The sequence below is a fragment of the Nostoc sp. genome (assembly GCF_036919495.1).
GTDB lineage: Bacteria > Cyanobacteriota > Cyanobacteriia > Cyanobacteriales > Nostocaceae > Nostoc.
In genome coordinates, this window is the sequence record NZ_JBALBZ010000127.1 from 23,200 (window position 1) to 38,301 (window position 15,102).

Consider the following 15,102-nt stretch of genomic DNA (forward strand, 5'->3'; position numbering starts at 1 on the left):
TCCGTGTATACCCTCATGTCGTTGTCTAGTTCTGGCTCTAATCTAGAATTTGAACGGAGAGTACCTAAAACACATAGTTTTGTATGAAAATATCAAATTTACTATTTCAAATTTGGCAACTTACTGTGCCCTAATAGAATTTTTTTAATTATACTGAATAATCGCTTGTGGTATATATCCGCATATCGATTTAAAATTGAGACGTTTTAAGTTACCACCTAACTGGGATCAATAACGTGTCTTGGTATTAAGAACTGTTGCGGCTAAAGTCAGAGCGCTTATATACTGTGCCTAACAGAAGTTTTGCGTTCTCATCGCCCACAATCCTGATTAGAGTATTTATTTTGGAATAATCAGGAATCTCATCCCGTAGACATGTAGATTCTTAGTTAGCCCCTAAGTGGCAACTGCGTTTTTACGCAAACCTTTTGTTAATCTTACGAATTTTTGTGCAAAGTAATGGTCATGGCTCCTGCCAAGATTCTTGTAGTTGACGACGATCCTGCGGTTCGGAATTTAATCCAACGCTTTCTGATTAAGCAGAACTATCAGGTAGAGGCTGCCGAAGATGGAAAGACAGCCTTAACTCTATTTGAGCAATTTAACCCCGATCTGGTGATTCTAGATGTGAATTTACCAGATGTAACTGGGTTTAACCTCTGCCAAGAGATGCAAAGTCGTAATGGTGTGTTTGTTTTGATGTTGACTAGCCGTGCTGACGAAGCTGACAAAATTCGCGGCTTTGCTAAAGGTGCTGACGATTATCTCACCAAGCCTTTTGGGCTAGGAGAGTTAGAAGTCAGAGTTGGAGCTATTTTGAGGCGTCAACGAGTGATAACTACTGCCGAGCAAAAACGCTTGGTATTTGAAAAACTGATGATTGACCCGGTGCGGCGGGAGGTAGCACTTAATAACCAAGCAGTACCCTTAACTGCTCTGGAATTTGACTTGTTACATTTTTTAGCCAGTCATCCAGGTCGAGTTTGGCGGCGTGCGGAGCTAATCCAAGAGGTATGGGACTATGAATACGTCGGCGACCAACGGGTTGTAGATGTCCATATCGGGCAAATTCGCAAGAAGATTGAAATTGATGCTAGTCAGCCAGCATTAATTCAAACTGTACGTGGCGTAGGGTATAAGTTTGAATCTCCTGCTCATCCCCAGCACTTGGAAGCTAAGTCTTGAGTTAATAGTCTAGAGTTTTTTAACTCTTGACTGTTAATTCTTGGGGGAGTGATTTGTGAATTTCTTTGGCTTTAGTAAAAGACAAATTTAAACAGTCAAATAGGTAAATATTGCTCAAATACAGACCAGGTAGTTATTTGAGATATTTATTCATGCGTTTAAGACAGTGAGCAAGGGGGAGAGTCCACTGGAAAATATTTATTTGCATCTGACCATTTTGGTAGATACAACGGTGCTTAGGTTGGAGTTCGTAGCGGCGCACAGCTATCATTGGTGTCAATACCCAACAATATTTGGGCTTTATCTTCCTAATTTGACACCAATGGGCATTGCTGTGCCCCTACAACATATTTGGTTCAAATAAATGAAAACTGTTGTAAAACATTAACAATTATTTACCACTATAGAAAAAGGCAATTTCTTTTTCTTTTAGGGGTGCAAAACCAGCATCTACAAGTAATTGGTCGAGTTCTGCTTGGGGAATGTGTTTTGCACCAATTCGCACAATGCGCGATCGCATAGTATTAGATACGCCACTGCGTTGTCTATTGCCTTCTAGCGCCATAACTTTACCATAAAGTTCTAGTTTGGCAGGGGGGATAGGAGAACCATCAAAATCAATTCCCTGTGCGATCGCTTCATCAATGGCATCAGCACCTGTGGTAGTTTGATTTCCTGGGTTAGTTTCGGTAGGCATGGTGATTTACTCTTCTTCGTTATGGGTAGATTTTACCAGCCTTGTTGACACCAAAATTGGTCGAACTCACCTTCACTTAGGTAGTCAACAGATTAATTACGAGCTTGTCGCGTCACCAAACCACCAACAAACGCCCCTAAGATAGTACCTGTCCATAGTCCTGTTGTGCTACCTTGCCATATTGCTCCTGGTGTCATCCAAGCATTGCACATCTCCTTTAAACCCCAAGGTTGGTTTTGGCACTTTTGGCTATGCAGCATTATGGTGATTTGCCCACTGGTGTAAGCACCAAAAAAACCTGCTGATAGCGCCAAAAAAGTGCAAATTAAAATTCTATTTTTTGTCATTAGTCCCTTATTCCCATTCCCCACTCCCTATTTCTAATCAACCTGTATTTCTCATCCCGGCTGCAATACCATTAATAGTTAACAATGCTCCTCGCAGTAACTCGCCTTTGCTGTAACGAGAATGGATGACTCCAGAAGTAGCAGTAGTATTTAGGGACTGCCGTAGACGTTTGAGCAGTGAAACTTGGATAAATCCCAAGGGTACAATTGTGCCATTGCGTAACTGCACAGATCGTTGCAAGACAGGATCGCCATCTAACAGTCGATTGTGATCGGTGATTTTTAATACCAAATCTCTCGTGAGATAGAACTCGCTGGCAATTTGATCAAAAACTTTGGCAAAACGAAGTTGATCTTCTGGTTTTGACAATTCCTGGACGTAGTGCTGTGCCATTTGCATGTCTACTTTTGCCAAAGTCATCTCGGCCTTAGAAATCACCATCTTGAAGAACGGCCACTTAACGTAAAAGTAGCGCAGCAATTTCAAATGTTCTTCTGGTTCTTCGTTCAAGAATTCTTGTAAAGCTGTGCCTACACCGTACCAGGAAGGAAGTAAAAAGCGGGTTTGTGTCCAGCTAAATACCCAAGGAATAGCTCGCAGACTACTTAAATCTTTCTTACCAGATGGACGGCGGGCTGGACGGGAACTAATTTGTAGCTGGCTAATTTCTTCAATGGGAGTTACTTCGTGAAAGAAGTCAACAAAATCAGGCTGTTCGTAGATTAAAGCACGATAATGTTGACGCGATCGCGCCGCTAATTCTTCCATAATCTCATTCCAGGGTTCAATATCATCAAACCCTGTTCGCAGTAGACTAGCTTGAATCACGGCAGTGGTAATAGTTTCCATGTGGTACAATGCCAAGTCCAACAAGGAGTATTTGGAAGCCAAAACTTCTCCTTGTTCGGTAATCTTGATTCGCCCATTGATACTATGGCCAGGTTGAGCCAAAATCGCCTCGTAAGCAGGGCCGCCACCTCGTCCCACAGAACCGCCGCGTCCGTGAAAAATCCGCAAATTTACATCATAGTTTTCTGCTATTTGTTGCAGTGATTTTTGGGCTTTATGAATTTCCCAGTTGCTGCTTAAAAACCCAGAGTCTTTGTTGCTATCAGAATACCCCAGCATCACTTCTTGTAAGTTAGGTGAGAGGGGGAAGGGTGTAGGAGAGGCAGGGGAGGCAGGGGAGGATGAATTTTCATCCACAACAACCTCTGTTTTTGTTTGTTCGTAGCCGCCAGCTAATAAAGCGCGATATAAGGGGAGTTCAAACAGTTTCCGCATGACGCTTCTGGAGCGTTGTAAGTCTTCTACTGTTTCAAATAGGGGGACTACTTGAATTGTTCCGACAGCAATGGCGGGGTCAAAAAGTCTGGCTTCTTTGGCTAAAAGTAATACTTCTAGCACGTCGCTCACGTCGCGGCACATGCTGATAATGTAAGTTTGGCAGATATTTAGACCAAATTCTTGTTGTAGCGATCGCACGACGCGAAAGGTTTCAATTACATCGTTGGTTTTTTCAGAAAATGGCAATTCTGCCGGAATTAATGGCCTCCGGGTTTGCAGTTCTCCTGTGAGCCAAGCGACTCTTTGCTCCTCAGATAGTTCGTTGTAAGGTTGAGGTAATATTTGCAGGTATTCGAGTATTTCATTGAGCGCATCAGCATGGCGAGATGATTCTTGGCGAATATCTAGCTGTGTCAAATTAAAACCAAAAATTTCTACCTGACAGATCAGATTTTCTAATTCTCGACAGCTTAAACCTGTTTCTGTCAAGTTGCGCTGAATCATCCGCAGTTCTGCTAAAAAATCGGCTCCTGAAAGATACAGGGGACTATCTTGATTTTTTGGCGTTTCCCGATTGTACAAAGCTAGATTGCGATCGCGAGTATTTTCTAGGCGTTTGAGCACATAAGCCAGTTTGAGCCGATATGGTTCTTGCCGATAACGCAGCGCCAGTGCGTCATATACCTCACTCAACTGGGACTGATCCAATTCTAGAGATTCTAGTAAATCTGGTAAGACATCACTCCAGTGCATTGACACACTCAATAATTCAATCAGATTTTTCACTGACTGAATATATTTCCCAAGCACCATTTTGCGCTGATAGCAAGCTGTTTGCCAGGTAATTTCTGGTGTGACTGATGGGTTCCCATCCCTGTCTGAGCCTACCCAAGAACCAAAAGAGCAAAAGTTTTTACTCGGTGGTTCTAGCCAAGGAAAAGTATTCGATAGGGTGTGTTTGAAACGTTTATAAAGTTGAGGAATGCCATCAAATAAAACTTCTTGGAAGTAGTGCAAGGCATAATCTACTTCATCTAGCACAGTGGGTTTGAACTGATGAAGTTCGTCTGTACGCCACCAGAGGCGAATTTCTTCGAGTAATTGTTCGCGCACATCTGCTGCTTCCCAAGCATATCCCCCAGCTGTCGCACCAGAATGGTTTTCTAAAGCATCCAGTTTTTGCAACAGTTGTACCACCTGGCGCTGCTTATCCCGGATGGTATGACGAACAATTTCCGTCGGGTGCGCTGTAAAAACTAAGCGCACATCCAGATGTGCAATTAGACGTTGAATTTGCTGGGGTGGTACATTCAGTTTGAATAAATAGGGAAACAAGGCAGCAAAAGTACCTTTTGGTTTGACTTGCGTTTTTTCTAGATAATTCTTTCTGAGCAACTCTGCTGCTATTCCCCTGCTAACAGGCGCGTCATCTTCTCTTTGATTGGAAGAATAGTTGACATTAGATGCTCTTTCTGCATCTGTTGCCTCTGTTTCTGCCTCATAGCGACTCAATTGCTGCCGTTGTTCGTATTCCTGCTCTATGATGTTAATCAACTGAAAATACAGAGCGAAAGCACGAGCCGCGCGAATTGCTTCGTTAATATTTAGTTGTTCAATCAATTTTACGGCTGAGGATGCTTGGTCATTTGTTGCTTGTCCTTCTGGTGAACACAAATCTCGCAACTGCCGCAGCAAGTCTACCATATTTTGACCACATTCTTGCCGGAGAACTGACTCCCACAATTCTTCCACTACCTGGAGACGATGACGCAAAAATAATTCCGACACCGGGTATATATCCGCAGTTTGAGACGAAGAGTATAAAAGGGAACCCATATTCTCTATTGTTGTAAAGCTAATTACTGTTTACGCTTCTATGTTTTGCAATTAATGCTCACCAAGTTGTTCCTGAGCAAATAATTATTTGGTGTATATTTTCTAAGTTTGATTAGTTTCGCTATCTTCTGGGAAGTCGAGATTGGGTAAGCGATCGCCTCGCAATAATTCTTCACTTGCCTCCCCTATGGCTTCTAGTGCGCTTACTGTAGTTTTTCCGGTAATGAGCAGCAGTAATATAGACGCTGTACCTATTTGTAAAAGGAAAGATTGGGGAATGCTGAAGAAATCCAGATTGGATGCGGGGTTAGTTGAGGGTTGTTGGTTGGCAGGAGGCATTGCTAATTCTTGGTTATGGGAATATGAGTAAAAAGGAGTATTGAGTAGAGACGCGATTAATCGCGTCTGTACAGGAGTTAGGAGTTTGGAGTTAAGAGTTTGGAGTTAAGATGACTCCAACGATAAAGGGAGGGAGTTTAAATGAGATAAGCTTATTGTTTGTTTTGCCCATCAGAGGCGTTAGCACATTGGGATACGAGTCTGGTTTTAAAGGACAAGTCATCAGCCAGTCATATAGAATTATTCTGACTCTTGGCTCCTAACTACTTCTGAATTTTGACTCCCTATTAGTAAAATAAACGCAAAACTCAACATTAGTCAGACTTGCAACCTGTACAAGACTATCTTGGCCGATTTTATGAGCTACGAAGGTAACAAAATTGTTAAAAAAAAACGTCAGAGTGTGGTAAACCTATGGTTCTAGTTTACAAGTGCAGGTACTATCCCCCAACAATCGCTTCTTGTAAAGTTAACTGAGCATGAAAACAGTATTATCAGATCGCCAGCAATCCTTAGTGCAGTGGGTAAGCCAAGCAACAGGGATCAACACTTTCGGGGTGAAAGTCCGGTTACGGGGAAATAACCTGCATATTCTTTGTGAAGGTACAGAATGTCCGCAGCGTTGGCATACTTTATCTGACTTGCTGCAAGCATTACAGCAGACAGACTTAGATGTTCTCACAAGCGACGAACAACCCTCAATATATCAAGTATTTGTCTATGGCCGAAGAAAAGGGGAACAGCGCCCCTCATGGTGCCATCGGGTTTACTTGAATCAAATAGATAAGCACCTGGAGCAGGTAAAGCAAGCGCTGCTAGAAGATTCGGAAAAATCAAAACAGTCGGCTGGGGCGCTGATTGTCTCTAACGAAAGTTTGGCACGCCAGGGGAACCCAGAAGCGATCGCTCGATATCTGAGCGAAACTCTGAGTGCGTTAGGTGTATCAGTACAGGCAAAGATCAAGCCATATAAGCCAAAGAACTCTCAGCCAGAAGAAAATCGCCTGTGGATATTTTGTCAGTCGAGCTATAGCCCTGATGCATCATTGCTTGCTGAACCAATAGCACAAAAGTTGCGTTATCTCAAGCTTACTGGCTACCAAGATGCAGTAATTGTTTCCCAGGTGAGCGGCGAAACTGCCCCTGATTGGCTGCTGCGGGTGGATTTGACCCCACCAGAGGTAATGCTAAAAGAATGGGCGCGTTGGGGCGATATACAAGCGATCGCGCGATTATTAACTGAGGTATTGTCAGGGTTAAAAGTTGCTGTCCAAGCTTTTCTGAAAGAATCAACGTTACATATCTTTTGTAGTCCAGCTTTTGATCCTTTAGGAACTGCGCCAATCCCCGACAAAGAAGTATGCTTAGAGGCGATTTTACCGCAGCTAGAAGCGATCGCACCTCAAGGCATTCTCGCCGCCACCATATACGGACAAAAAGCAGGCGACAATGAACCAACTTGGATTGATTTTGTAGCTTTACCTGCTACCAAATATCCCACCTTTGCCACATCACCGTTAGATTTGGCGAACACTGGCGATGAACCAGCCATTATATTTTTACTAGAGCGTTTACTCAATCCTGACCTGGATTGGCGTTTATTGACAGGTGGAGTTCGCGTCCTTCTGCTGAACAAAAATGATTTATTGCACATCATGTGTGATGCACCTGTTTGTCCAGGGCGTCAACAAGTGGCAACTAAAGTTACGCAGTTTATCCGCCAGTTAAAAATTCCCGGTATTATGGGGGTACGTGTCTACGGTCGTCGGGCTGGGAATAAAGAGCCTTTTTGGAACTATGGCGTTGATATTGAGCATCGCCAACGTTTAGTACCAGAAGCAACTCCAGAATTTGCTGCTACTTCTAAATACGTTAACGAGCTAGTAACCTCTGAGACTAGTGAGCCAATTTTGCGCCCCGACTTAACGACAGAAGAAGTTCAAACTTTTGTCACAGAAGTCGCGCGAGATTGGATGACAAGGGCGAGTGCAACCGCGAAAAAATTCCTGTTACAAAGCCAGCTATTTATCGAAAGCGATCAGTCAGCAGAACAAAGGCCTGATGTTCAAGGACTTAAGGTTGCTTTAGTGTGGGGAACACTGGGATTATTACTTACCCTTCAAACTGATTGGGTGTTGGGTCGAATTATTGCAATTACTACACCTTCGCCAAAAGTAGCCAGTGTCTTACCTTCATCATCTTCTGATCAAAAGGCATCTTTGATATCTGGGAAAACTCAGAGTGAGAAAACGACATTTTTTACCAGCACTTCCAAAACTAAATCTTCTCCAAATCAGAGTTCTGTATTTAATGCTTCGGAGTTTACCCAAAGTGATGATACCCCGACAAATAATTTAGCAGCCGCACCACTGAAAGAAAAAGCAACTGCTACTGCTATTCTTTTAGCAGCGCGATCGCAGATGCCAAGTTTCAATGTCAGGCAGTTAGACGAGCAACTAGCACTGTATAAACAACGTTTGGCTAGAACTGGTACTCCGCCAGATGTGTTGATTATTGGCTCCTCCCGCGCCCTTAGAGGGATAGATCCAGCAGCACTTTCTAAAGCTTTAGCGACTCAGGGCTATCCAAATCTTGACGTGTTTAATTTTGGAATCAACGGTGCCACTGCACAAGTTGTAGACTTTGTGCTTCGCCACGTACTGGAACCATCAGAACTGCCTAAAATAATTATCTGGGCAGATGGGGCCCGTGCTTTCAACGGTGGACGTGAGGATATTACCTTTAAATCCATCGCTGCATCAACTGGTTATAAACAAGCATTCCAAAAAGCCCCAACAACTGCCAATAGCAGCGATTTGCCCGAAAATACGGTAAAGTCGGGAGAAGAAAAGATAAAAGAAGAAAAACCGGAAATTAGCGCCTATGAAGCTGTCAATCAGTCGTTAAATCAGGCTCTAGCATCTCTTTCTGCTAGCTATTCAAACCGCGACCAAATTAAAAGTTTACTGCAAAAAGAACTGCTTATAATTGGTCGCAATCAGACAGTTGGATCGCAAAAACAGCTAACAGACGGTACTTCAGATGAAATTACTTCCCAGCAAGCAGTTGATTTTGATGGCTTTCTACCTTTGTCAATTCGCTTCAATCCTGCAAGATACTATCAAAAACATTCTAGAGTTCCCGGAAATTACGACAACGACTATAAATCTTTCCAAATAGAAGGACAGCAAGATGCTGCCTTTCAAGAAGTGCTTCAGTTTACCGAGTCGCAGAAAATTTCCTTAGTGTTTGTCAACATGCCTCTCACGGCAGATTATTTAGATCCAGTGCGTAGACAATATGAGCAACAATTTCAGCAATATATGTTGCGTCTAGCTACTAGTCCCAACTTTATTTATCGAGATTTGAGTCAACAGTGGCCAAAAGCAAATGATTACTTCTCCGATCCCAGCCACCTCAACCGCTTTGGAGCATACGAAGTCTCCAAAAAGCTGGCTAATGATCCGATGATTCCCTGGCCAGCGAAGTAGGGAACTGGGGGAGTGGGGGATGAGGGAGATGAGGGAGATGAGGGAGATGAGGGAGATGGGGAAGAATAACTATTAATTATTGATCAATGCCCAATGCCCAATCACAATGCCCAATGACAAATGACAAATAACTAAAAAATGAACTTTATATCAATTTTTTATGGGCTGTTCTTGTTGAGTGTGCTAGGAATTTATTGGTCTTTAGCACAACAGAAATTGCGATTATGGACGCTGCTAATTGCTAGCTTGGTTTTCTACGCATCTTTGCAGATCCAGTACATACCATTACTATTAGCATTGACGTATATTAATTTCCGTGTGGGGCTAGAGATTGGGAAAAATACATCGCCGGGAAAACATTCTCTTGACTGGCAAATTTCTAATGAAGAGTGGCAATTTGCCCAAGGTGACTGGAATCGCCGCCGTATAAAACTTTTGTGGCTGGGGATAGCTCTAAATGTTTTACTGTTATTAGGTTATAAGTATTTTACTCCTTTATTCAAGTTTGTTTTTAATGTGCAAACAAACTCACCAGATAGCTCTTTTAAATTAATTGCACCCTTGGGAATTTCATTTTTTACCTTTGAATGCATTGCCTATTTAATAGATGTTTATCGTGGTGCCCCTGCTACCGAGCAGTTTCTCAAATTTGCTACCTACAAATTATTCTTCGTCAAACTGATTTCAGGGCCGATTACGCGCTACCACAACTTAGCAAATCAATTCAATACAGTAAACTTACCCAATAGCGATAGAGTCGCCCAGGCACTGTGGTTGATTGCTAGAGGCGCAGTCAAAAAAGGTATTTTTGCAGACCACCTTGGTATTTTCGTCGATTTATGTTTTGGTAATCTACAACGGGCGGGTAGTACCGATCTCTGGTTAGCTACATTCGCCTACGGCTTGCAATTATATCTAGATTTCAACGGTTACGTAGACATCGCCCGTGGTAGTGCGATGCTTTTTGGCTTGGTTCTACCTGAAAATTTCGATTTTCCCTACTTCAGCACCAATATTTCCGAATTTTGGCGGCGCTGGCATATCACTCTAGGAGATTGGCTACGTAACTATGTCTACTTTCCTTTAGGTGGTTCCCGTCAAGGTTTAGTCCGTACCTGCTGGAATTTATTTATTGTGATGTTAATCGCTGGTATCTGGCACGGTGCTGCTTTGGGTTATGTAGTTTGGGGCATATTGCACGGTTTAGCCTTGGTGGTTCATCGACTTACAGATACTATGAGCGATCGCTTTGAAAATCTAGAACAATTCTGGCAAAATCCTCTAGGTATCTTTGTTGCTTGGTTATTAACTCAACTGATGGTTTTTACCTCTTGGATTTGGTTCCGCCTACCTAATCTCCAAGACTCTTCTTTAGTAATTCGGCATCTTTGGGGTTATCCGGCTGATGCCCAGTTTGCTGAAAAGGTTTATGTAGAAGCCTTAAATATGAGCCAATCTCAACTCGCTTGGGTACTTGTAGCTATAGCTGCCCTTATGGCTGTAGTCTATACCTTCAACCGAATACTGAAGTTAGAGTTTAACTGGCCTCTTAAGCTTGTCTTCGTTCCCCTATGTTTCTACGCTGTTTGGTTATTAGCTCCTGAAGGCAGTTTGCCCTACATCTACTTTGATTTTTGATAAAACATAAGACAACTTACAACTTATTATTTCTTTACAAATCAACAAAACTTAAAATTTTTTCAACAGGTTATTTGTAAAGGAATGTAAAGGGAAATAAATAGGCGATCGCGTCATTGAAAGTGATAGCTAGTTTGGTGTTGAAACGGCTGACAATTCCTTAATTTACTACTTTTATCACTATTGTTTATAGTAGGAAAACTTTACAGTTCGATGAGCTTGTTAAAGTATTTTGTTACAGAATATTAAGTCAGAGATCGCGTCAAAGTAAATTCATGTAGACTGTATTTCAACAGGCATAAATAAATCTTGCTTGTTCCATATTTAACAACCCATAGCACTTATAAAACAATGACCACAACCTTACAACGGCGCTCTGACGCCAACGTATGGGATCGCTTTTGCGAGTGGATCACAAGCACCGACAACCGTATTTACATCGGTTGGTTTGGTGTACTCATGATCCCAACCCTGCTAGCTGCTACTGTTTGCTTCGTAATCGCTTTTATCGCAGCACCTCCAGTAGACATCGATGGTATCCGCGAACCTGTTGCAGGTTCCTTGATCTACGGAAACAACATCATCTCTGGCGCAGTTGTTCCTTCCTCCAACGCTATCGGCTTGCACTTCTACCCCATTTGGGAAGCAGCTTCCTTAGATGAGTGGTTGTACAACGGCGGCCCTTACCAATTGGTAATTTTCCACTTCTTGATCGGTTGCGCTTGCTACCTTGGTCGTCAGTGGGAACTTTCTTACCGCTTAGGTATGCGTCCTTGGATTTGCGTAGCTTACAGCGCACCTTTGGCTTCCGCTACCGCAGTATTCTTGATCTACCCAATTGGTCAAGGTTCATTCTCTGATGGTATGCCTTTGGGTATCTCTGGAACCTTCAACTTCATGATTGTGTTCCAAGCAGAACACAACATCTTGATGCACCCCTTCCACATGTTAGGTGTGGCTGGTGTATTCGGCGGTTCATTGTTCTCTGCAATGCACGGTTCCTTAGTTACCTCTTCTTTGGTGCGTGAAACCACCGAAACCGAGTCCCTTAACTACGGTTACAAATTCGGTCAAGAAGAAGAAACCTACAACATCGTTGCAGCCCACGGCTACTTCGGTCGTCTAATCTTCCAATACGCTTCGTTCAACAACAGCCGTTCACTGCACTTCTTCCTAGCAGCTTGGCCTGTCGTCGGTATCTGGTTCACCGCTTTGGGTATCAGCACGATGGCATTCAACCTGAACGGTTTCAACTTCAACCAATCAGTTATTGACTCTCAAGGTCGCGTTATCAGCACCTGGGCAGACGTAATCAACCGCGCTAACTTGGGTATGGAAGTAATGCACGAGCGTAATGCTCACAACTTCCCCCTAGACTTAGCTGCTGGTGAAGTTACTCCTGTTGCTCTGACTGCTCCTGCTATCAACGGTTAATTCTGAAGATTTAGCTAAATAAAAAGCGCCCTCCAGAAATGGGGGCGCTTTTTAGTTGTAATTATTTTAAAACAGAGCGTTTAATAAATCCTGTAGTAGATTTTGTTCTATAGCGATGCTTCCACATCACAAAACCAGTAACGAACAAAATTAATGGTGCAAGTCCTACGAAGACGTAGAGTATGCGGGTAGGTAAGCCACCAAAAGTACCGTAATGCAGAGGTACAAAAAAATTGAGGACGCGATCGCCCAATGGCATCTTTAAAGCATTATCAACTCGCAAAACATCACCACTGTACTGGTCGAGATAAACATTACTATTAGCGTCATATAAACTTTCCTGCGGTAGCTTCATGTTAATTCGTAGAGCCTCTTCTGGTTTACTAGGAAAATAAATGCTTTTGGTAACAGCACCAGGTAGGGCAGCATCGGCAATTTTTAGTTGTTCTGTCAATCCTAAAGTTGATTTACTAGGAATTGGCTTGGATACTGGCTCGGATGGTTTTTGGGTGAATGTAACAGCGTAAATAATCGGGTTAGTCAAATCGTAGAAGTTCCAGCAAAAGCCCGTAAAGCCAGTAAAGAATAAAAAAACGGTAGTCTGTAAAATAATCTCCAGACCTTTATCAGTGGGATTTGCCTTAACTGAGGTAACTTGCACAACTTCAGTTAGTGGCGTGTTTGGTGCTGGCGACTGTACCAGTAACATTTGGGCGCTGCTAATAGCGGGTTCTACCTCACTTAGTTGCTTAGGAATGCGAGTTACTTCATCTGCTTTAGCTTCTTGCACTAGTTTTGCAGGGCGATGCCAATTAACCAATGAATTAGATTTGGAAATACCTTGCGCTTTCACAGGCTTAACCACCAAAACCGTTAAAACTATCAACAGCCACTCCAGTCTGCAACTGAAGATTTTGAATATTCGCTTGCTCATTCCTCAACACACACCGTAGTATTCTAGATTACAGAAATCTGTATTTAGGATTTATTATCAATAGAATATAGGAATTTGTGGTGAAAAATCCTATTAACGGATATGCCGAAACGGATTTTTTTAGGTGTTTTTGGCAACCAGAAATCTATTTAAGTATTGACTTGGTTGGATTCCAAAGCGCTTTTTAAAAGCTACAGCAAAGCGACTAGGACACTCGTAACCCACTGTCTTAGCTATCTGTTTTATGGTTATTTGTTGACTCATAAGTAGTTTTCTAGCTTTCTCCATCCGGTGAGCATACAAATAGCCAAATACTGTTGTGTTAAAAACCTGACGGAACCCGATTTTGAGCTTGTAATCGTTTAAACCTACTTGTCGCGCCAATTCTAGTAATGAGGGGGGATTGTCAAAATCGCGGATTAAAATTTCTCTGGCGTGGTAAAGTCGGTTAATATCATCTCCTCGTAAAATGCGCGATCGCATCAGTTCCCGTTCCCCTGCTGTATCGGGTTCCAACTTCAGCGCCATTAATTCTAAGCATTTCGCTTGCAAGTAAATATCTTTAATCAAACCGTGGAAAGGACAATTAACTATTTGATGCAAAATAATTTGCATTTCGGGTGTAGTTTGCCCGATACGAAAGTAGTTAAGAAAAGATATATTGTCAGTTTCTAGATACAACTGGAGTGATTTAGGTAGAAAGTCTAAGCCACTAACTTCATGTCTGCAAAAAAATTGTAGGGGGTTGATTCCAATTTCTACGTGCAGAATGTGTTGATCTGCGCGTAAATAAACTCCATTACCAGGAATCCCCTCATCGAAATCAAAATATGTTGCCGTACAATTATGTCCAACAGGTATTATTTCTGCCTCATCATTACTGGCAATTGCAAAACTAAATGCCATGAGGGGAAGATTATAGAAATTTGTCTCAAGAATTAAATCCTCAGCTAAGTCGAATTGTGAGACTAGCAAGTTGATACCTGTGGGGAAAGCTATAACGTTTTCGTAACCCCGACTTTGCTGTTTTGGATCGTCCAACACTGCTTGATATCCAGTGTTATATGAGTTGGTTTTTGTAGGTTCAGAGGTTGGAGTAGTATTTTGCTGTTGTCGATAAGCTTCTCTAGCTGAAAGAAACAGGGTTATTTTTGTAGCTTATTGATATTTTATCCTAATTATTATATGGCGATCGCTTAACCCGCCACGAATTCGAGCGTCGTTATACAGCAATGCCTAATAAAAAAGCAGAATTAATCGAAGGAGTTGTTTACGTGGCATCACCATTGCGTTTTAGAAGTCATGGCCAACTCCTCATGGATAGATAATTACTTGGTTGGGAGTTTATCAAGTTTCCACTCCAGGCGTAGCACTAGGCGGTTTCAACTTTAATCAGTCAGTTCTTGAGTCTAAAGGTCATGTAGTTAATACATGGGCAGATGTGTTAAACCGCGCCAATCTAGGTATAGAAGTAATGCACGAGCGCAATGCTCACCGAAGAAGCGGAGGGGCAGGGTGCTCAAAGCTTGGGGAGCAAGCCCTAACCTAGAGCCGTGGAGCGGAGCGGAACATGGGTATGAAGCCCCGCCATAAAGGGCGCTCTTACTGGGGCGGAGTACAAGCTCGTCTGGTGTTTTCCCCCCTGCTCCCCTGCCTCTTTTGACAACTTCCCCCTGGATTGGCGGCTAGTGAGGAAGTACCTGTGGCAACGATGTCTACGACGGGCTATTCGGCGTCGCACCTGCAATTCACGGTTAATTGTAATTTAAAATTCACCGCGCTCTCTGTCTAGAGAGCGCTTTTTTTATATAAAAATTTAGTATCGGCTCAATAATCAGGGGTAGGCAGTTATTCAGTCTGCCACGACCAACCAAACAGATTAGGAGCAGTCTTGTTGCGAATTATTTGGGCTA

At 42.7% G+C, this 15,102-nt stretch carries 10 protein-coding genes and 1 pseudogene; 5 read left to right on the forward strand and 6 right to left on the reverse strand.

Annotation, left to right across the window (positions count from 1 at the left end):
* The first annotated feature begins 465 nt into the window (after positions 1-465).
* A complete protein-coding gene (locus tag V7K25_RS17200) occupies positions 466-1,185 on the forward strand; it encodes a response regulator transcription factor (protein WP_069071980.1) in 720 nt (239 codons plus the stop codon).
* A 391-nt stretch (positions 1,186-1,576) separates the two neighbouring features.
* Here V7K25_RS17200 and V7K25_RS17205 read toward each other — a convergent pair whose 3' ends face one another.
* The 4 genes from V7K25_RS17205 to V7K25_RS17220 all read right to left on the reverse strand — a co-directional run bounded on the left by V7K25_RS17205 (position 1,577) and on the right by V7K25_RS17220 (position 5,692).
* Positions 1,577-1,882: a small RNA NsiR4-regulated ssr1528 family protein gene (locus V7K25_RS17205; RefSeq protein WP_100898458.1), complete on the reverse strand. Its 306-nt coding sequence runs from the start codon at positions 1,880-1,882 to the stop codon at positions 1,577-1,579.
* Between the two features lie 92 nt (positions 1,883-1,974).
* Positions 1,975-2,229, reverse strand: coding sequence for a hypothetical protein (locus tag V7K25_RS17210; RefSeq protein ID WP_335159754.1), 255 nt, complete (start codon positions 2,227-2,229; stop codon positions 1,975-1,977).
* Positions 2,230-2,266: 37 nt separating this feature from the next.
* Positions 2,267-5,353: a phosphoenolpyruvate carboxylase gene (gene ppc / locus V7K25_RS17215; RefSeq protein ID WP_335159755.1), complete on the reverse strand. Its 3,087-nt coding sequence runs from the start codon at positions 5,351-5,353 to the stop codon at positions 2,267-2,269.
* A gap of 102 nt (positions 5,354-5,455) precedes the next feature.
* Positions 5,456-5,692: a hypothetical protein gene (locus tag V7K25_RS17220; protein WP_335159756.1), complete on the reverse strand. Its 237-nt coding sequence runs from the start codon at positions 5,690-5,692 to the stop codon at positions 5,456-5,458.
* Between the two features lie 479 nt (positions 5,693-6,171).
* Here V7K25_RS17220 and V7K25_RS17225 point away from each other — a divergent pair, with 479 nt between their 5' ends.
* From V7K25_RS17225 to psbA, 3 genes are all read left to right on the forward strand, one after another.
* A complete protein-coding gene (locus V7K25_RS17225) occupies positions 6,172-9,183 on the forward strand; it encodes a DUF1574 family protein (RefSeq protein WP_335159757.1) in 3,012 nt (1,003 codons plus the stop codon).
* 138 nt (positions 9,184-9,321) lie between these two features.
* Entirely contained in the window at positions 9,322-10,821 is a 1,500-nt protein-coding gene (locus tag V7K25_RS17230) for an MBOAT family O-acyltransferase (protein WP_335159758.1), read from the forward strand.
* Between the two features lie 351 nt (positions 10,822-11,172).
* The gene (gene psbA / locus V7K25_RS17235; protein ID WP_335159759.1) at positions 11,173-12,255 is read left to right on the forward strand and encodes a photosystem II q(b) protein; all 1,083 of its coding nucleotides are present in this window, start codon (positions 11,173-11,175) and stop codon (positions 12,253-12,255) included.
* Positions 12,256-12,316: 61 nt separating this feature from the next.
* Here the strand turns inward: psbA and V7K25_RS17240 are convergent, their stop codons facing one another.
* Both V7K25_RS17240 and V7K25_RS17245 read right to left on the reverse strand, forming a co-directional pair.
* Positions 12,317-13,189, reverse strand: coding sequence for a PepSY-associated TM helix domain-containing protein (locus V7K25_RS17240; protein ID WP_335159760.1), 873 nt, complete (start codon positions 13,187-13,189; stop codon positions 12,317-12,319).
* A 120-nt stretch (positions 13,190-13,309) separates the two neighbouring features.
* Complete coding sequence (locus V7K25_RS17245; protein ID WP_335159761.1) at positions 13,310-14,233, reverse strand: helix-turn-helix transcriptional regulator; 924 nt, start codon at positions 14,231-14,233, stop codon at positions 13,310-13,312.
* A 143-nt stretch (positions 14,234-14,376) separates the two neighbouring features.
* Between V7K25_RS17245 and V7K25_RS17250 the strand changes: the two are divergent.
* A pseudogene (locus tag V7K25_RS17250) lies at positions 14,377-14,510 on the forward strand (Uma2 family endonuclease); the annotation flags it as partial.
* Between the last annotated feature and the right edge of the window lie 592 nt (positions 14,511-15,102).